The organism is Paractinoplanes brasiliensis (genome assembly GCF_004362215.1).
Classification (GTDB): domain Bacteria; phylum Actinomycetota; class Actinomycetes; order Mycobacteriales; family Micromonosporaceae; genus Actinoplanes; species Actinoplanes brasiliensis.
The window spans coordinates 4,325,569-4,344,041 of the sequence record NZ_SNWR01000001.1 but is presented as its reverse complement, the minus strand read 5'-3'; the positions used below and the strand labels follow the sequence as shown (position 1 = coordinate 4,344,041).

General features: G+C 68.7%; 17 protein-coding genes and 1 pseudogene. 9 read left to right on the top strand and 9 right to left on the bottom strand.

Going from position 1 to position 18,473, the window contains the following annotated elements; translation table 11 throughout:
• Positions 1-44 precede the first annotated feature (44 nt).
• On the bottom strand, positions 45-1,844 hold the full coding sequence (locus C8E87_RS19610) for a phosphoenolpyruvate carboxykinase (GTP) (protein WP_239079816.1): 1,800 nt from the start codon (positions 1,842-1,844) through the stop codon (positions 45-47).
• 299 nt (positions 1,845-2,143) lie between these two features.
• Here C8E87_RS19610 and C8E87_RS19605 point away from each other — a divergent pair, with 299 nt between their 5' ends.
• From C8E87_RS19605 to C8E87_RS19595, 3 genes are read left to right on the top strand one after another with little or no spacing between them, the layout of a single operon-like run.
• On the top strand, positions 2,144-2,902 hold the full coding sequence (locus C8E87_RS19605) for a sigma-70 family RNA polymerase sigma factor (protein WP_133874439.1): 759 nt from the start codon (positions 2,144-2,146) through the stop codon (positions 2,900-2,902).
• A gap of 52 nt (positions 2,903-2,954) precedes the next feature.
• Entirely contained in the window at positions 2,955-3,497 is a 543-nt protein-coding gene (locus C8E87_RS19600; protein ID WP_438866078.1) for a GtrA family protein, read from the top strand.
• A 27-nt stretch (positions 3,498-3,524) separates the two neighbouring features.
• Entirely contained in the window at positions 3,525-4,046 is a 522-nt protein-coding gene (locus tag C8E87_RS19595) for a GtrA family protein (RefSeq protein ID WP_133874437.1), read from the top strand.
• Here C8E87_RS19595 and C8E87_RS19590 read toward each other — a convergent pair.
• The 3 genes from C8E87_RS19590 to C8E87_RS19580 form a co-directional block, all read right to left on the bottom strand.
• Positions 4,015-4,620, bottom strand: coding sequence for a PH domain-containing protein (locus tag C8E87_RS19590; RefSeq protein ID WP_133874436.1), 606 nt, complete (start codon positions 4,618-4,620; stop codon positions 4,015-4,017). The two genes, C8E87_RS19595 and C8E87_RS19590, sit on opposite strands and share 32 nt — an antisense overlap.
• Before the next feature lie 4 nt (positions 4,621-4,624).
• Positions 4,625-5,476 carry a biotin--[acetyl-CoA-carboxylase] ligase gene (locus tag C8E87_RS19585; RefSeq protein WP_133874435.1) on the bottom strand — a complete coding sequence of 284 codons (852 nt, stop codon included), beginning with the start codon at positions 5,474-5,476 and terminating at the stop codon, positions 4,625-4,627.
• Between the two features lie 176 nt (positions 5,477-5,652).
• Complete coding sequence (locus C8E87_RS19580) at positions 5,653-7,029, bottom strand: hypothetical protein (RefSeq protein WP_133874434.1); 1,377 nt, start codon at positions 7,027-7,029, stop codon at positions 5,653-5,655.
• Here C8E87_RS19580 and C8E87_RS19575 point away from each other — a divergent pair.
• Positions 6,992-8,737 carry an acyl-CoA carboxylase subunit beta gene (locus tag C8E87_RS19575; protein WP_438866182.1) on the top strand — a complete coding sequence of 582 codons (1,746 nt, stop codon included), beginning with the start codon at positions 6,992-6,994 and terminating at the stop codon, positions 8,735-8,737. The two genes, C8E87_RS19580 and C8E87_RS19575, sit on opposite strands and share 38 nt — an antisense overlap.
• A 57-nt stretch (positions 8,738-8,794) precedes the next feature.
• Here the strand turns inward: C8E87_RS19575 and C8E87_RS19570 are convergent, their stop codons facing one another.
• The 4 genes and pseudogenes from C8E87_RS19570 to C8E87_RS19560 all read right to left on the bottom strand — a co-directional run.
• On the bottom strand, positions 8,795-9,529 hold the full coding sequence (locus C8E87_RS19570) for a M50 family metallopeptidase (protein WP_133874433.1): 735 nt from the start codon (positions 9,527-9,529) through the stop codon (positions 8,795-8,797).
• Positions 9,530-9,635: 106 nt separating this feature from the next.
• Positions 9,636-9,848 (bottom strand): hypothetical protein, encoded by a 213-nt coding sequence (locus C8E87_RS19565; RefSeq protein ID WP_133874432.1) that lies wholly within the window; start codon positions 9,846-9,848, stop codon positions 9,636-9,638.
• 63 nt (positions 9,849-9,911) lie between these two features.
• Positions 9,912-10,634, bottom strand: coding sequence for a serine/threonine kinase C-terminal domain-containing protein (locus tag C8E87_RS47095; protein WP_498371095.1), 723 nt, complete (start codon positions 10,632-10,634; stop codon positions 9,912-9,914).
• 1,854 nt (positions 10,635-12,488) lie between these two features.
• Positions 12,489-13,610: pseudogene (locus C8E87_RS19560) on the bottom strand (serine/threonine-protein kinase); the annotation flags it as partial.
• A gap of 101 nt (positions 13,611-13,711) precedes the next feature.
• On the opposite strand from C8E87_RS19560, the gene C8E87_RS19555 reads away from it, so the two are divergent.
• The 5 genes from C8E87_RS19555 (at position 13,712) to C8E87_RS19535 (ending at position 17,718) form a co-directional block, all read left to right on the top strand.
• The gene (locus C8E87_RS19555; RefSeq protein ID WP_133874431.1) at positions 13,712-13,909 is read left to right on the top strand and encodes an acyl-CoA carboxylase subunit epsilon; all 198 of its coding nucleotides are present in this window, start codon (positions 13,712-13,714) and stop codon (positions 13,907-13,909) included.
• 114 nt (positions 13,910-14,023) lie between these two features.
• Positions 14,024-14,476, top strand: coding sequence for a hypothetical protein (locus tag C8E87_RS19550; RefSeq protein WP_133874430.1), 453 nt, complete (start codon positions 14,024-14,026; stop codon positions 14,474-14,476).
• Positions 14,476-15,855 (top strand): hypothetical protein, encoded by a 1,380-nt coding sequence (locus tag C8E87_RS19545; RefSeq protein ID WP_133874429.1) that lies wholly within the window; start codon positions 14,476-14,478, stop codon positions 15,853-15,855. The genes C8E87_RS19550 and C8E87_RS19545 overlap by 1 nt, the downstream gene beginning before the upstream one ends.
• Before the next feature lie 5 nt (positions 15,856-15,860).
• Positions 15,861-17,006 carry a S8 family serine peptidase gene (locus tag C8E87_RS19540; RefSeq protein ID WP_133874428.1) on the top strand — a complete coding sequence of 382 codons (1,146 nt, stop codon included), beginning with the start codon at positions 15,861-15,863 and terminating at the stop codon, positions 17,004-17,006.
• A 97-nt stretch (positions 17,007-17,103) separates the two neighbouring features.
• Positions 17,104-17,718 carry a Maf family protein gene (locus tag C8E87_RS19535; RefSeq protein ID WP_133874427.1) on the top strand — a complete coding sequence of 205 codons (615 nt, stop codon included), beginning with the start codon at positions 17,104-17,106 and terminating at the stop codon, positions 17,716-17,718.
• Here C8E87_RS19535 and C8E87_RS19530 read toward each other — a convergent pair.
• Complete coding sequence (locus C8E87_RS19530; RefSeq protein WP_133874426.1) at positions 17,715-18,470, bottom strand: ABC transporter permease; 756 nt, start codon at positions 18,468-18,470, stop codon at positions 17,715-17,717. The two genes, C8E87_RS19535 and C8E87_RS19530, sit on opposite strands and share 4 nt — an antisense overlap.
• Positions 18,471-18,473 lie beyond the last annotated feature (3 nt).

Here is an 18,473-nt window from a genome sequence, read left to right as displayed (position 1 = left end):
TGGCCGCCCTTGCTGTTCGCCGGACTACCCGGAACGGGCTGCGATCATTCCGACAGGCGGGCCCGAAGGGCGTCGAGCTCCGACCACAGCACGGCCGGGAGCTTGTCGCCGAACTTGGTGAACCACTCGGTGACCTGCGGGATCTCGGCCAGCCACTCGTCGCGGTCGACCCGCAGCACGGCCTCGAGAGCTTCGTCGCTGAGGTCCAGGCCCGTACGGTCGATCGCCGCGACCGTGGGCACGTGACCGATCGCGGTCTCGACCGCCTCGCCCTTGCCGTCGAGCCGCTCGGCGATCCACTTGAGGACGCGGCTGTTCTCGCCGAAGCCGGGCCAGAGGAAGCCCCCCTCGTCGTCGCGGCGGAACCAGTTGACGTAGAAGATCTTCGGCAGCCGGGCGGCGTCGCCGGACGCGCCCTTGGCCATGTCGATCCAGTGCTGGAAGTAGTCGCCGGCGTGGTAGCCGATGAACGGCAGCATCGCCATCGGGTCGCGGCGTACGACACCGACCTGGCCGACCGCGGCCGCGGTGGTCTCGCTGGACAGGGTCGCGCCGAGGTAGACGCCGTGCACCCAGTCGCGGGCCTCGGTGACCAGCGGGACCGTCGTCTTGCGACGGCCGCCGAACAGGATCGCGTCGATCGGGACCCCGCGCGGGTCGTGGTATTCGTCGGCCAGGATCGGGCACTGCTCGATGGGGGTGCAGAACCGGCTGTTGGGGTGGCTCGACGGCGCGTCCGAGCCGGGGGTCCAATCTTCGCCGCGCCACGAGGTCAGGTGCGAGGGGGGCTCGCCCATGCCCTCCCACCAGATGTCGCCGTCGTCGGTCAGGGCCACGTTGGTGAAGACCGAGTTGCCCTGGGCGAGCGTCCGCATGGCGTTGGGGTTGGTGCGGAAGTCGGTGCCGGGCGCCACGCCGAACAGGCCGTACTCGGGGTTGGTGGCCCACAGCCGGCCGTCGGGGCCGAACCGCATCCAGGCGATGTCGTCGCCGACCGTCTCGACCTTCCAGCCGGGCAGGGTGGGTTCGAGCATGGCCAGGTTGGTCTTGCCGCACGCCGAGGGGAACGCACCGGCGATGTAGCGGACCTGCCCCTCGGGCGAGGTCAACTTCATGATCAGCATGTGTTCGGCCAGCCAGCCCTCGTCGCGGGCGGCCACGCTGGCGATCCGCAGCGCGTAGCACTTCTTGCCGAGCAGCGAGTTGCCGCCGTAGCCGGAGCCGTAGGACCAGATCTCGCGGGTCTCGGGGAAGTGCGAGATGTACTTGGTCTCGTTGCACGGCCAGGCCACGTCCGGCTGACCGGGTTCGAGCGGCGCGCCCACCGAGTGCAGCGCGGGCACGAAGTCGGCGTCCTCGCCCATCGCCTCGAGCACCGCGGAGCCCATCCGCGTCATGATGCGCATGCTGGCCACCACGTACGGGCTGTCGGTCAGCTCGACGCCGAACATGGGTTGCGGGGCGTCGAGCGGGCCCATGCAGAACGGGACCACGTACATCGTCCGGCCGCGCATGCACCCCCGGTACAGATCCGTCATCGTCGCCTTCATCTCGGCCGGATCCATCCAGTTGTTGGTGGGACCGGCGTCGGACTCGTCGGCCGAGCAGATGAAGGTGCGCTCCTCGACGCGGGCGACGTCGCCGGGGTCGGTGCGGGCCCAGAACGAGTTCGGCTTCTTCTCCGGGTCGAGACGGACCAGCGCGCCCGACGTGACCAGGGCATCGGTGATGTCGTGCCACTCCTGCCGCGAACCGTCGCACCAGACGATGCGATCCGGGGTCGTCAGGGCGGCGACCTCCTCGATCCAGGCGAGAAGGCGACGGTGCTCGGTGGGCTGGGTCAAGGCGTTCTCCTTCGGTCGGCACTGACCAATGACCACAAAGGCCGGTAGGCGCCGGCCTCGGTCTTGGGTGGAGTGGGCTCAGCCTAAGCCGCCAACACGTTCAGTTCATCGGCTGTTGCTGTGGATAACCGCACAATCATCGGCGTCGGTGCGTGCACACGATCGATCCTTCACAAAACGGTGCAGTTTCGCGCAAAGACCGGCTTGGACCCCGAGCGGTCGACTTTCGCAAAACGGACCTAACGCCTTAAGCTGGTTGGTATCGGGCTTTCCTCTTACTCCCGCCGCAGGAGGCAGGAATGACGATGCCGGACAACGACTCACCGGACACCGACCTCCTGGCTGCGGTCCGGGCCGGCGACACCGCGGCGTACGGGACCCTCTACGAGCGGCATCGCGGTGCGGCCCGCCAGCTCGCGTACGGGCTGGTCAGCGATCCGGCCGATGTCGACGACCTGGTGGCCGAGACGTTCGCCAAGGTGTTCGCCTCGCTCCGCGCCGGCCGCGGCCCCCTGGTCGCCTTCCGCGCCTACCTGCACACGACCATGCGGCACGTCTGCTACCACCGCGCCCGGCGTGACCGGCGTCTCGAGTTCACCGACGACCTTTCCCGGTACGACGAGGGCCAGCCCTACACCGACCCGGCGCTGGACCGCCTGGAGCGCACGTACGCGGCAGCCGCCTTCCGCCAACTCCCCGAGCGCTGGCGTGACGTGTTGTGGCAGACCGCCGTTGAAGGAAACAGCCCGGCCGAGATCGCCGGGACGCTCGGCATGACGCCCAACGCGGTCGCGGTCCTGGCCCACCGCGCACGGGAGGGGCTGCGCAGCCTCTACCTGCAGCAGCACGTGACGACGGCCGAGCACCCGGAGTGCCGCTGGACCGGCGACCGGCTCGGGGCGCACCTGCGCGGGCGCCTCGCCCCTCGGGACAACAATCGAATGCGCGTACATCTGAGGTGGTGCGGTGAGTGCCGGAAGAGAGTGGCGGAGATCGCCGAGATCAGCGAGATCCACCCTCCGTACCGGCAGCGTCACCATGCGGGATCCGGCGGTTAAGACTCGCCATCGAAAACGGCGGCCCGTGACTACCCCCGGTACTCTCGGAAGCGTGCCCGAAGCCTCAGCGACGCAGCCCACCGGCCTGCGCTCCCGGTTCCGGGCGCTCATCCGTGAGCTGGGCAAGTTCGGCACCGTGGGCGGCGTCGCGTTTGCGATCGACGTCGCGATCTTCAATGTGCTGCTGCACTCCGGTTTCGAGACCCTGATCGCCAAGACCGTCTCGACCGTGATCGCGACCACCTTCGCGTTCGCGGGCAACCGGTTCTGGACGTGGCGTCACCGCGCCCACACCCACATGGCCCGGCAGTACACGACGTTCTTCGTGCTCAACGCCATAGGCCTGGGCATCGGGCTCGCCTGCCTGGCGATCAGTCACTACGGTCTCGGACAGCTCTCCCCGATCTTCCAGACCCAGCTCGCGGACAACATCTCAGGACAGCTGGTCGGCACCGCCGCCGGCTCGCTGTTCCGTTTCTGGTCGTATCGCCGGTTCGTCTTCCCGGCATCGGCCCCGCCGGGCACGCCCTCACGACAGGAGCACCACGCGGCCGGTGTGACGCCGCCACCTTCCCCCGCTCGTGACACGGCGTAACCGCCCCCTCTCCCGTAAGGTTGCCCAATGCCCTCAGCACGTGAGCTGACGGATCACCTGCGCCGTCTCGCCCCGGAAGTCCTCGCCTTCGGGGTCATCGGCGCCGGAAACACGCTGCTCTACATGGCCATCACGTGGGTCGCGCTACCCATCGGCGCGGTCAAGGCGAGTGTCATCGCCACCGTCGTGACGACCACGCTGGCGTACCTCGCCAACCGGTACTGGACCTACCGCAACCACAGCCGTACGGCGCTGCGGCGTGAGTACACGCTGTTCTTCGGCTTCAACCTCGTCGGCATGGTCATCCAGTCCGGATCGATCGCCATCGGCAAGTACGGCTTCGGGCTGACCGAGCAGCACGACGAGGTCGCCTTCATGGCGGTCACCCTCGTCGGCATCGCGATCGCCACAATCTTCCGGTTCTGGGCCTACCGCACGTTCGTCTTCCTCAAGCCGCCCGTCGACGGTCACGAGGCCGACCTCGCCGAGCTCGACGCGGTGGCCGGCCTGGCCGAACTCAGCGCCGAGGATCCGCAGCCCTCCCGTTAGGCGCGGGCCTCCTCCGGAAAAACCCCTTCCGCTGTACGGGCACCTCGGGCTCTTCCGTCTCCTCCTCTTCCTCGTCCTCGGGGTGACGCAGGCGGTCCTGTTCGATCAGCTCGTACAGAAGCGTCTGCACACTCTGCGCCCGGGGCACGGCGGCGAGGACCACGGCCTGCTCCCCGATCGAGTCGATCTTGAGCGTGCCCGAGCCGAAGAGCCGGTCCAGCACCGACTGCGTCACGACGTGATCGTTGATGCGGTTGAGCGGCAGGTCCCGGCGCTCCCGGGCGATCACGCCGTCCTGCAGCAGGATCCGCTCGTCGGTCAGCACGTAATGGGTGCACCGCCAGATCACCAGCGGGGCCACCCCGTACCGGATGCCCTGATAGGCCATGATCGCCGCGACCACCAGGAAGGCGATCAGCCCGCCCTCGGTGCTGGGCAGCATCACCCAGGCCACGGCGGTCACCACGACCGCGAGCAGCACCAAGAGGCCGGGGCGCAGAACCACTTTCCAGTGAGGATGCAGGTGGAGGACGAGCTCTTCCTCGTCGGCCAGCACTTCGTCCGGGAACGCCACGCGGTCAGCGTACGTGCAGCACGTCACCCGCCGAGACACGATGCACCGCGCCGTCCTCCGCTCGGACGATCAATTGGCCGTCCCGGTCCACCCCGGTCGCCTCGCCGGCCAGCGTCGCACCCGCGGGCAGCATCACCCGCACCTGCCGGCCGATCGTCGCGCAACCACGCCGGTACGCCGCGAGCAGGCCCGACATCTCGGCATCGCCGCCCGCCTCACGCCAGCCCGCGTACCAGGACGCGAAGCCGCGCAGCAGCGCCCGCAGCAGGGGGTCGCGGTCGGTGACCGCCGCACCGGCCAGCTTGAGCGAGGTCGCGGGCAGCCCAGTGGTCTCGGGAAGCTCCTCGGCCCGCGTCGTCACGTTCAGCCCGACGCCGACCACAACCGCGTCGCCCGCCACCTCGGCCAGGATGCCGGCGCCCTTCCCGCCGCCCACGATCAGATCGTTGGGCCACTTGAGAGCGGCGTCGACCTCCGCCACCCGCTCGACGGCCTCACGCAGCGCGACCCCGGCCAGCAGCGGCAGCCAGGCGAACGACCCCGGTGTCAGAGCTGCCCAACCGCGCTCGCGGTCGGCCTGCCCCGGGCGCAGCAACACACTCAGCGTGAGCCCGGCCCGCGCCGGCGACGTCCACTGCCGGTCACGCCGCCCCCGGCCGGCGGTCTGGCGCTCGGCCACCACCACCAGGCCCTCGCGCTCCCCCTTCGCAGCCGCGGCGGCGACATCGGCGTTGGTCGAGGCGGTCTCGGTGCGCAGGTCGACACGCCGCCACAGGCTGCCCGGCGTCACCAGCGCCCGTGTCAGGGAGCGCTCGGAGAGCGGAGGTCGGTCGAGGTCCGTGAACGGCGAGGCCATTGAGCGAGCCTAGCCCCGCCCCTCAGCTACGTCGGCCCGTACGCCCGGCAGGCCCGGCGCGGCGGGGCTTCGGGTCAACGTGCCGGGACGACGTGGCCGGGTTCCGGATCAACGTGCCGAGACGGCGTGGCCGGGTTCCCGGTCAACGTGCCGAGACGACGTGGCCGGGTTCCGGGTCAGCGTGGTGGGGGTTCGGCGGCGTGGCGGCTGACGTACATCGTGGTGCTGCGGTCGGAGGGTTCCGCCGAGGGGCGGGGTCGCGGGCGGGGACGACGCCGGCTGACCGCGGGCGGGTCGTCGGTCACCGCGGCGAACCTCTGGGTCGAGTCCACCCGGCGACGGCGCGGCGGGGAGTCGTTCTCGACACGCCACTCTCGGGCGGCCGGCTCCTGATACTTGTCGTCGCGCGCGGGCCAGTTGCGGGGCAGTCGGATGCGGTTGGCGCGATCGCCCACCGGCGCCCGGTCACGCCGCTTCCGGGCGGGCGGCACGGCCGATACGACCTCGGTCGGCTCGTGCTCGACCAGGTCGTATCCGGTCGGCGGCTCGTAATCCCCGGCGGCAGGCAGACGTTCGACGGCCATGGGCCAGCCGTACCCCTTGGCCGAGGGCTCGGGGTCGGGTTCCAGCCCCACCGGTATGGGAGTCCAGTATTCGCCGGACGGCGGCTCCTCGGGAACGTGACGGTACTCCGGACGAACCCAGCCCTCGACCCGGTGGCCGTAGCGTTCCTCCTGGTAGGCGGCCTCGCCCACGGCTGGCTCGACAGCATCCGACGCCGGGAGCGCGCCCGGCTCGAACCCAGCCGGCCCGCCGCTCGCCGATCCCCCTTTGACCGGCTCGTTCATGAGCGGCCCGAAGACGTCAGCCTCGTGCATGACCGGCCCGAAGACGTCCGCTTCGGTCGTGATCGGCCCGAAGCCGGCCGGCTCGCCCATGACCGGCTCCGCCGTCACCGGCTGGCTGATGACGGGCTCGAACCCCGGTTCGGCCAGAACCGGCCCGAACACGGACTCCGGTTCCGGCTCGTAGTCCATTTCAGGCTCCACCTGATACGGGAAAAGCTCATGGTCCTCGGCGCGCGGCTCCACCCCGTACGGGAAAGGCTTCTGATCCTCGGCGCGCGGTTCCACCCCGTACGGGAAGGGCTCTTGATCCTCAGTGCGTGGCCCAACCGCGTACGGGAGAGGCTCCTGATCCTCGGGGTGCGGTTCCGCCCTGTACGGGAAGGGCTCTTGATCTTTGGTGTAGCGCCCGGCAGTGTCCGCGTAAGCCGGCTCGGGGTCGTCGGCCAGGCCGATCAGGGCCAAGCCACTCCGTGAGTCCTCCTCCTCGGCTGGACCAAGGGCGCGCGCCGGTGGCAGGGCTGGGTCCGGCGCCCTGTTCCGCCGCCGGTTTCCCCTGGCCCGGCGCGACTTCGGCTGGATGCCGGCCGGCGTGTCCGCCCGGCTGCGACGCCTGTCCCCGCCGAAGAGCACCGTGCGGAAACAGATCAGCGTGGCGAGCCCTCCGGCGATGAGGGCGATACCGGCCGCGGTCATCCAGTTCGTCACGACAGAGGTAACGAATGGGGCATTGCGTGCGAAACGCGCACGGGCCGCCATGGCCTCTGGTAGCGCACTACGATCTATTACTGACGAGTACAGCCGCCGGCGAAGCGCGAGGACCAGCGTGACCACCCACCAGGACGACGACGTCGTGGCCGACATCCACACCACCGCGGGCAAGCTCGCCGACCTCGAACGGCGCACCGACGAGGCCGTGCACGCCGGATCCGCCCGGGCGGTCGAGAAGCAGCACGCCCGCGGCAAGAAGACGGCCCGCGAGCGCATCGGGATGCTGCTCGACGAGGGTTCGTTCGTCGAGCTCGACGGGCTGGCGCGGCACCGATCGACCAACTTCGGCCTCGAGAAGAACCGCCCGTACGGCGACGGCGTGGTGACCGGGTACGGCACCATCGACGGTCGGCAGGTCTGCGTCTTCTCGCAGGACTTCACGGTCTTCGGCGGCTCGCTGGGCGAGGTCTTCGGCGAAAAGATCGTCAAGGTGCTCGACCTCGCCATGAAGATCGGCTGCCCGATCATCGGAATCAACGACTCCGGCGGCGCCCGCATCCAGGAGGGCGTCGTCGCGCTCGGCCTCTACGCCGACATCTTCTTCCGCAACGTCCGGGCCAGCGGCGTCATCCCGCAAATCTCGTTGATCATGGGGCCGTGCGCGGGCGGCGCGGTCTACTCCCCCGCGATCACCGACTTCACCGTGATGGTCGACCAGACCTCGCACATGTTCATCACCGGCCCCGACGTGATCAAGACGGTGACCGGTGAGGAGGTCGGTTTCGAGGAACTGGGCGGCGCGCGCACCCACAACACACGCAGCGGAAACGCGCACTACTTGGCGTCCGACGAGGACGACGCCATCGACTACGTGCGGGCGTTGCTCTCCTATCTGCCGTCCAACAACCTCGACGACCCGCTCGTCTACGAAAAGCCGCTCGATCTGTCGCCCACCGAAGACGACAAGGCGCTCGACACACTGATCCCCGATTCCGCCAATCAGCCGTACGACATCAAGAGGGTTGTCGAGACGGTGGTGGACGACTTCCTCGAGGTTCAGCCGCTGTACGCGCAGAACATCGTGGTCGGGTTCGGGCGCGTCGAGGGCCGCCCGGTCGGCGTGGTGGCCAATCAACCCATGCATCTCGCCGGCACGCTCGACATCGCGGCCTCGGAAAAAGCGGCCCGATTCGTCCGTACGTGCGACGCCTTCAACATTCCGGTGGTGACCTTCGTCGACGTGCCGGGATTCCTGCCGGGCACCTCACAGGAGTGGGACGGCATCATCCGGCGAGGGGCAAAACTCATCTACGCGTACGCCGAAGCCACCGTCCCCAAGGTCACCGTGATCACGCGTAAGGCCTACGGCGGGGCGTACGACGTGATGGGCTCGAAGCACCTGGGCGCCGACCTGAACTTCGCGTGGCCCACGGCCCAGATCGCGGTGATGGGGGCGCAGGGCGCGGTCAACATCCTTTACCGCGGCGAGCTGGCCTCGGCCGACGACCCGGCGGCGCGGCGGGCCGAGCTCATCCAGGAGTACGAGGACACGCTGGCCAACCCGTACATCGCTGCGGAACGAGGCTATGTGGACGCGGTGATCATGCCGTCGGAGACGCGCGCCCAGGTCACCCGGGGTTTGCGGACATTGCGGACCAAACGCGAGACGCTGCCGCCGAAGAAGCACGGCAACATCCCGCTCTGAACCCGAGTTCTTACTGGGTGCTTAGCTCGGGTCTTACCGAGTGCTCCGGTTCGGGTCTTACTGGCCGCTGAGTTCGGGGAGCCACTGGCCGGCCAGCAGGAAAGCGCCGATCACGACGGCGACCAGGTTGACGATCAGGAAGAAGCCGACCCAGAACAGGGCGGGCACGTGCGTGAGGTGGGCGAGCTGGTCGGCGTCGGAGTCGGGCATCCGGCCGCGGCGGCGCAGGGCCTGCAGCTCGAAAACCGGGCGCACCCCGCCGAAAAGCAGGAACCAGACCCCCGCGTACGCGAAAGCCGCCTGCACCTCCGGGGAAGCCCACCAGGACACGGCGAAGACGATCGCACCCGTGATCACCAGCGACACCACGCCGAACAGGTTCCGGATGTTGATCAGCATGAGGAGCAGCAGCGCGACGGCGAGCCAGAGCAGCAGCGTGATGCGGTTGCCGCCGAGCAGCCACGCGCCGAGCACCCCGACCAGCGACGGCGCGATGTAGCCGCCGAGCAGGGTGAGCATCATGCCGGGACCGGTCGGGCGGCCCGACGACAGGGTCAGGCCCGAGGTGTCGAACTCCAGCCGGATGCCGCGCAGACGACGGCCGGTGAGCAGCGCGAACAGCGCGTGACCGCCCTCGTGAGCGATCGTGACGGCGTTGCGGGCCACCCGCCAGACCGGCCGGAACGAGACCGCGAGGAACCCGGCCAGGGCGGTGAGCAGCACAAGCAGACCGGGCGGGTCCGGTTGAGCACCGAGCAGCTTGTCCCAGAAGTCAGTCACACCGTCGATCACAGCGCCGAACTGTATCCGATCCGGCTGTGGCCGTCGCCGATCACGCTGTGCGCCTCTGTCCGGGCCTGGTCAGCCACGCTGTGCGCCTCCGCACCGGCCCGGTAGGTCACGCTCTGCGCCTGGTCATCGGGTCGGGCGTTACGGAGCGCTTGGCCGGCACTCGGACGGCGAACACTGCCGCGGTGATCACCGCCAGCAGGACGACGATCGCGGTCGTGACCACCGGGCCGACCGCGGCGGCGAGAAAGACCAAGTCAGCGATGGCCACCAGCAACCAGAGCAGCATTGTCGGCTTACTGCCGTACCGTCGGCAGTTCATGTCGCACCTCCGTCCGTGACAGAGGATGAACTACCCATTCATCCCCGTTGTCACTCCCCGGAGTTACTTCTTGGGCTGAAATCCCTGATAGATCAGCTTGAGATCGGCCTGCGAATCGTCCCAGTCCTCGGGCGAGACATACCAGGAGATCGAGTACGCCTGTTTGTCGCTCACGATGACGTTGCGCTTCACGGCGTGCTGCTCGTTGCCCGACGACGTGGTGTAGAAGAACTCCCAGTCGGCGGTCTGCTTGAAGTAGTTGTCAACCTCCACCAGCTTGACCTTGCGGTAGTTGCGGTAGGCCGAACCAGCCCGGTCACGCTCCTGCTGCTTCCAGTCCTCCAGGGCGTCCGGCTGCGGGCTGTCCGTCTGGTCGATGAGCAGGTAACGGTTGCTCCACCGGAAGCTGGTCTCGCTGCCGCTGTGCTGGACCCGGGCGTTCTTGGGCACCGGGATCTTGAAGCCGGAGCTGTCGGCGTACAGGTGCCAGGTGCTCGGCAGGGACAGCGCGGGAGTGGTCGTCGGCGCGGCGGAACTCGGGCTGGGCTTGGTGGTGGCCGCGTCCGACGGGGCGCCCGGGGCGGAACCCCCGTTGGTGCCGCCGGCCGAGGCGGTGGGGGTGACGGCGGCTGTCCGGTCCGTGTCGCCGTCGTCGCCGAACGACTGCCCGATGAGGACCGCCACCAGCACGAGAACCAGCAGCACAACACCACCGGCGACGGCGGCCTGGGCGTAGGTGAGCCGGGTGCCGAAGACGGTGATGCCCGGGGTCGGGCCGTGCGGCATGGGCGCCCAAGCCGGACGATTCGGGCGGCTGAACGCCGGGATCGGGGCCAGGTCGGCCGGCTTGTCCTCCCGGCTCGCGATCTTGGTGGTCTTGTCAGCCAACGCGGCGGCAGCCAGCGTCGTCGTCCTGTCCACGTCCGGCTGCGGCTCGGCGGCCGTCCTTACCTTTTCCTCGGTCTTGACGTTCGCCGCGTCGGTCTCGGTGGCCTTCACCCCGTCCGCGCCCGCTTCGGGAGCGTTCGCCGCAGCTGAGGTGGCCTCGGTCGGCTTGTCCGCGGTCTGCAGGTCGTCGGTGCTCCCGGGGATGCCCTCAACGACGGGCTGGGGCTCGCTCTTACCGTCCGTGGCGCCGACGGAAGCTGCTGACGACGGCCCAGCCTTGCTCTTCGCGGGCGCGTCGGCCTGGTTCTCGGCCGGTGCGGGCTCGGCCTTGCCCTTGCCCGACTCGGCACCGGCCGTACGCGCGGTCTTGCCGGCCCGGTCGTTCTCCGGCTCTTCGTCGCTCGTCGCCTGCTCGGTTTCATGCTGGGCGTCAGGCGTTCGGGCCGGGACACCCTTTCTCGCGGGCTTGCGCTTTCCCTTCGTCGGCTCGGCCACGACGGGCGCCGACGGAGACCCGGCCTCAGCCGGTGCCTCTGTAGCGGCGGGCGTCTGGGCCTTGGTCTCGACCTCGCTCTTGGTCTGCGCTTCGGTCTTGGCCTGAGCTTCGGTCTCGGCCTGCGTCTCGCTCTGGGCCTGGGCCTGGCCCTCGGACTCGACCTGCGTCCCGCTCTTGACCTGGCCCTGGCCCTCGGACTCGACCTGCGTCCCGCTCTTGACCTGGCCCTGGCCCTCGGACTCGACCTGCGTCCCGCTCTTGACCTGGCCCTGGCCCTCGGACTCGACCTGCGTCCCGCTCTTGACCTGGCCCTGGCCCTCGGACTCGACCTGCGTCCCGCTCTTGACCTGGCCCTGGCCCTCGGACTCGACCTGCGTCCCGCTCTTGACCTGGCCCTGGCCCTCGGACTCGGCCTGGGCCTGCGTCTCGGACTTGGCCTGCGCCTCGGACTTGGCCTGGGCCTCGGACTTGGACGGCTGGGACTCGGCCGCGGACGGCTCGGGCTCGCCCTTGGTCGACTCACCCGTTGCCGGCTGAGAAGTCGCCGGCCCGGACTTGGCGGGCGTGGTTTTCGCCGGGCTCACGACCTGGGTCGCGTCCACGACCGGCGGCTTCCCCTTGCCCGAGGTCGCCTTCTTCGGCGGCTCCGCGATCCTGGTGGTCTTGTCGACCGGCTCGGCAAGCTTCGTCGTCCTGTCGACCGGTTCCGAGAGCTTCGTCGTCTTGTCGACCGGTTCGGAAATCTTCCGCGTCTTGTCGGCGGGCTCGGAGAGCTTCGTCGTCATGTCGGCCGGGGCCGCTGCAGGGGCGGCTGCGTCCGCGGTTCCGGCGGCCGGCGCGGATTCCCCGGCGGGCGGCTTGGGCGCCGGCTCGGACGGACGTTTCGCCGGGAGCGCGATCCTGGCCGTGGGGTCGACCGCCAGCTTGTCCTGCCTGCTCTCAGTGGGCAGGCCGTCGGCGCCCACGCGCGGGATCAGCGCCGTGGCGTCGGTCAGCGACCGCTCGTGCTCGGGGGCGGCCTTCTTCCGGCGATTCGCCGCGACGTCCGCCGCTGTGAAACCCGCCTGCGCCCCTCTCGACGTACGGGAAAGGTTGCTCGGAGGGCCGACAACTGTCGTGCGGTCGTCGTGAACCGGCGGCCCGTCGACACGGGTGGCGTCGAGCTTGGGGCCGTCGACACGCGTGGCGTCCAGGGGCTGCGCGTCGACCTTGGGGCCGTCGACACGGGTGGGCGCCTCGGCAGCGGGCCGGCGGCGGGCGGGCGGCTCAGTCGTGTGACCCCGTACGGGCGGCTCGGTGGTGCGACCACGTACGGGCTCGGGGTTGGAACGACCCACCGGCGCCTTGCCCGGGGCAAAGATCGGCGACCGGCCCTCGCCGGCTGCCGGGCGACCCGGAGTGATCGGGGGCTGACCGGGCGGGCTCGTAGGCCGGGCGACCGGGGGCCGCGGACCGGGCACAACCGGAGTGGCCGAGGTGCCGCCGGTGAGTGCCGAGCGGTCGCGGCCCACACCCGGACGGCGCATCGTCGGACTCATCGGGAAGCTGAGCTTGGAACGGCGGCCGGCCGCACGCAGCAGCAGGCGCTCGGCTTCCTCGGCGTTGATGCGGTGCGTCGGGTCCTTGCGGAGCAGGCCGTTGAGCACCGGCTTGAGCGGGCCGGCGTTACGCGCGGGCGGCGGGTTCTCGGTGGCGAGGGCGGCCAGCGTGGCGATTGCGGAGGGCCGGGCGAACGGCGAGGAGCCCTCGACCGCGGCGTACAGCGTGGCGCCGAGAGACCACAGATCGGCTGCGGGACCGGCGGAGCCGTCACGAGCACGCTCGGGCGCGATGTAGGCCGGAGAGCCGAGCACGAGACCCGTACGCGTGACGTTGGGGTCGCCCGGAACAGTGGCCAGCCCGAAGTCGGTGAGCACGACGCGCCCATCGGCCCCGATCAACACGTTGCCCGGCTTGACGTCGCGGTGCACCACCCCGGCACGGTGGGCGGCGCGCAACGCGTTGAGCACACCCAACCCGATCTCGGCGGTGCGCACCGGGCTGAACGGACCGTCGGCGGCGAGCGTGTCCTGCAGCGAGCGGGACGGCACGTACTCCATGACGATCCACGGGTCGGCGTCGGTGCGCAGCACGTCGAACACGCGAACCACGTTGATGTTGTTGAGCCGGGCGATCGCGCGGGCCTCACGCAGCGAGCGCTCACGCATCTCCTGCCGCTCGCCGGGGGCCAGGCCGGGCGGAGGCACAAGCTCCTTGATGGCGACCTCACGGTGCAGGACGACGTCGGTCGCCCGCCAGACACGACCCATCCCGCCCTGACCGAGCGGCGCGACAAGCCGGTAACGGTCAGCGACTACGAGCGGGGGAGAGGAAGACATCACGGAGAAAATACCCGGTCATGTCGAGCGACAGCGAATCGATCAGCCGAGTGTGGGATGCGTGTCACCGGTTCACCCCCACGACGTCGTACGCTCGGTCAATGGATACGGAACCGCTGGTCAGCGTCGTGCGCGGCGAACCGGCCGCCGAGGAGCTGGCCGCGCTGGTCACAGTGCTGCTCTCCGCATCCAGCAAAGTTGATGTCACACCACCCGCGCCACCGGCCTCAGCCTGGGCCCGCTCCGCACGCCCGTCGATGACCCCGCGCTCCTGGCGGGCCTCGGCCCTGCCTCGCTAGATCATCGCTCGTCACTGTCCACAGGGTCCCCAGCGCTGGCAGTAACCGACTACTCTCACAATCGCTTCGCGTACGTGTGTTGGGTTCTCGGTCTCGGTCTCGGGGGAGGCGCAGATGATTCCGGAGGAGGACCGCGGTCCTGCTTGGCTGCGTGACTACGGCACCACCGACTTCGGCTCGATCGAGGCCGACATCCAGGCCATGGAACAGTTCGCCGCCAAACTGGCCGCCAACGTGCAGGACAGCTACGCCCCCCACATGGCCGGCGTCTCCGAGTCCATGGGCGCTCCGCTGCCCGATCCGCCGGCCGGGTTCGTCGAGCTCACGTCCTTCCTGACAGCGCACAACCAGGCGCAGGACGTCACCCATCAGAACGTCTACAACTACGCGAACGGCACACAGAGCTTCGCCTCGGCCGCCGCCGACATCAGCGAGAAATACCGCGGTTCCGACGCCTTCTCCCACGCGCGCGTCGCCGACGTGAACAAGGCGTTCGACAAGGTGGGCATCCCCGAGAGCTCCACCGCGAACTACCCCACCAGCACAACCGGCGAGGGAGACGTCTGATGCTGATCGCAGCAGGCGGTGGCGGCGCCGGCGGCACGCCCTGGGGCCTGATGACGATGCAGGACATGCAGGCCTACATCCAGAACCCCGACACCGATCAGCACTACAAGCTGCTGACGGGCTGGAAACGCTCGGCCGACCTCATCAACGAACACCGCTGGCAGGTCGAGAACTACCGCGACAACCTCGCCGCCGCGTGGCCCCCGGAAAAGAACGCCGCCGCCGAGGCCTACATCACCCGGCTCAACGAGCTGATCGCCAACCTCGAAGAAACCTACGAGGCCGCGCTCGCCAACCACGACGCCTTCGCCTCCGCGACGCTCTCGATCAGCCTCGCTCAGCGGGAAATGGACGAGCTCGCCCACGAATACTCGGCCAACGAACAGGCTTTGGCCGCCTACAACGCCAAGCCCCCAACCCCAAGCGGCCAGCCGAGCCCCACCCCAAGTCCCAGCCCGAGCGGCGAGCAGCCCCCGGTGGCCCCTGGCCGCCAGGAGGAACTGCACAGGAAAGCAGTAACGCTACTGAACGGCGTAAGCGCCGACCTAGCCCAAGCCCAAGTCAACGTCCGCACACCAACTCTCTACCAGCCGGGGCAATCTCGACAGGACCCGCCTTCTGGCGGCGATGGCACCACTTACGTGCCACCCCCTATCCCACCGATCACACCGAGCTATGAGCCGGTGGGCGGTTCCGGGAGTTCTACGCGCCCGTCGGTACCATTCCCCGCGCCGACCGCTTCCCAACCGGTCGTTACCTCACCTACGAGCCAACCTGGGCTGATCCTCGGCGGCACAAACCCGCAAACGGTCGCGCCGCCAGCAACCGGAATTCCTACCCCGCCCTCCCAACTCCCGGGCAGCGGCCCCATCACGAACCCGGGACTCATCCCGTCTTCCGGAGCAGGTTTGGTGCCGACGAAACCTGGCTTCGGGCCGACTGGCGGCACGACCATTGTTCCACCCACGACCGGCTTAAACCGTGGCACGGGACTTCCCCGGGAGGGCTTCGGTCGCTCAACTGCCGCCGGCAGCCTGCACGTCATGCCGCCAGGCGGAATGATCGGCGGCGCCCCAGGCGCCGGAATAGTGCAACCTGGTGCATCTCGTTCCGGTGTAGCCCGAGTCAATCCAGTTGGCGGCGTCATCGGCGGCGGGGCATCTAGCGGTACCCCTGGGAACCGCGGTGTCCTTGGCAGCAACCCCGGAACGGCTCTCGGCCCAACGGGCGGCCGTCGGATGGACCGCAACAATCCCTCAGAGGCTGGAACGCACTGGGATCCCGATAATCCGTGGGCAACACTCGAGGGCGTCGCCCCGGTAGTCCTGCCGCCTCGACAGCAGCGCATTGATCCGGGTCCAGCCATTGGTCTCGGTTGAGGATCATGCGCAAATTTGCTGTGGCCGTAGGAATTGCGATTCTTGCGTTCGCCGCGACACCAGCCGAGGTTGCCCGCGCCGACGATATACGTGACAGCCAGTGGTACTTGCGAACATTGAAAATTTCTCAAGCGCACGTGATTAGCACGGGAGTCGACGTCGTCGTTGCCGTAGTCGATTCCGGCACTTTTCCTCATCCAGATCTGAAACGAAACCTTTTGAACGGCACTGATGAAACCTCCAACAGCCGAGGGAACGGCAGAGTCGATGAATTCGGCCACGGAACCGGAATGGCGTCGCTAATTGCGGGACACGGTCGGACCCCTGGCGATGGAATGCAAGGCATAGCGCCAGCCTCAAAGATCTTGCCTATACGAGTTTCGCGCACTGGAAAGAATATCGAAGGCGAGGCGATGGCGGACGGCATCGCCTGGGCGACAGAGCACAACGCTCAAGTCATAAACGTCTCAGCCAGCACCGGACCCGCCTTCGCGCTGCAGGATGCAGTCCGTAATGCACTCGAAAACGACGTTGTAGTAGTCGCAGCAGCAGCCAACGCATCGTCTGAAGCAGTAATCGGCTATCCTAGCGCCATCGATGGCGTTCTGGCGGTTGGCGCCACGGGCCGCAATGGAAAACACTCATCGATCTCGGTCGCCGATCCGAAGGTTCAGATTTGCGCACCGGGCGTTGACATCATCACAGCAGTTCCGAATACGAAGTATCGCTCATCGAATGGCACGTCCAACTCGACCGCGATCGTTTCAGGGGCGGCTGCGCTAGTCCGGGCCAAGTTCCCAGGGCTTTCGGCACGCGAGGTAATCCATCGGCTGACGGCTACTGCGGATGATATTGGGCCGCCGGGGCGGGATGATGAGTGCGGGTTTGGGCGGCTCAACATCGTTAAAGCGCTGACCGCCGACGTTCCCCCGCTGGAAGGTGGCAGCAGCAGTTCGCCTGGGGTCAGTGCTGGGGTGTCCAGCGCGCCGGTCAGCGCACCGGCTGGGGGGGCTTCGGCTGGGGGTGCTCCGGCAGCTGAGGCGGAGCCGGCTGGGAATGGTTCGGCTTTGCTCTTCGGGGGGCTGGCCGGCGTGGTTGTGGCGGGCGCTCTGGTGCTGGTGTTCGTGCTTCGGCGGCGAGGACGCAGCTGAGACGCGGCGCGGGCAGGGCTGAAACCCCGGGAGGTTTGGGCATGAAACGCCGCTCGGTGTGTGCTTCTGCTTCTGTCTGTGCTTGTAGCCTCTGGTTGTGGAGAAGGACATCGCGTACCGGTTGATTCTTGCTTCGGCCAGCCCGGCCCGGCGTGCGCTGCTCAGGGCGGCTGGGATCGAGCCCGAAGTGATGGTCAGCGGCGTCGATGAGTCGGGTGTCGAGGCTGCGGATGCGTACACGCTCTGCCTTGCCCTCGCCCGCATGAAGGCGCGCACCATCGCGGCTCAGCTCAACGCCGATCCGGGGGTTGTGGTGCTGGGGTGCGATTCCGTGCTGGAGTTCGAGGGTGAGGTGTTCGGCAAGCCGGCCAACGCCGCGGAAGCCACCCACCGTTGGACGCGGATGCGCGGCAAGTCCGGCGTGCTGCTCACCGGGCACCACGTCACCAGCCTGGTCACCGGCAAGCAGGCCGAGGCTGTCGGCGCCACCACGGTGCATTTCGCCGAGGTCAGCGACGCCGAGATCGCGGCCTACGTGGCCAGTGGCGAACCGCTGCGGGTGGCCGGCTCGTTCACGCTGGACGGGCGCGGGGCCGCCTTCGTGGATCGGATCGAAGGCGACCCCGGCAACGTCATCGGGTTGTCCCTCCCGCTGCTGCGCAACCTGCTCGCCGAGATGGAGGTGCCCTACATCAAGCTGTGGAACATCTAGCGGACGCTTCGGGCGAACTCGCGTGCCGCCCAGGCGACGGCCAGCACAGCCAGCACGGCCATGATCAGTAGGCCTTGCCAGACGTCGGGGGCGCCCAGGTCACCGCGGAACAGGGCGCGCGTTCCGTTGACCGCCCACGAGAACGGGTTCCAGTCGGCCACCCCTTGCAGCCAGCCGGGGGCGTACGTGAGCGGAAGCAGGATGCCGCTGAGCAGCAGCACCGGCTGAGCGACCGTGTTCATGAGCGGCGCCAGCGCGTCCTCGCTCTTGACCACGAGCGCCACGCCGTAGCTGACCGCCGACGTCATCAGCGAGATCAGGGCGAGCATCAGGTACGCCAGCAGCAGGTTGCCCAGGAACACGCGCAGGTCGAACAGCAGCGCGAGCAACGTGATGATCACTGCTTGGGCGATGAGCGAGACGACGTCGCGCAGCGAGCGGCCCAGCAGCAGGGCGACGCGGCTGACCGGTGTCACCCGGGAACGTTCGATCACGCCGGCGCGCAGTTCCGCGATCAGGCCGAAGCCCTGGAACAGGCCTCCGAAGATGGCGAGCAGCACCAACAGGCCGGGCACGAAGATCTCGTACGCCTCGGCGTTGGTGGGCACCTGCAGGGCCGGCTTGAGCAGCGGCGCGAACAGCAGCAGGTACATGACCGGCTGGAAGACGCCGACCAGGATCCACACCGGGTTGCGCAGCAGCAGCTGCATCTGCCGGTTGAAGATCAGTGAGATGTCGCGTAGTACCTTCATGCC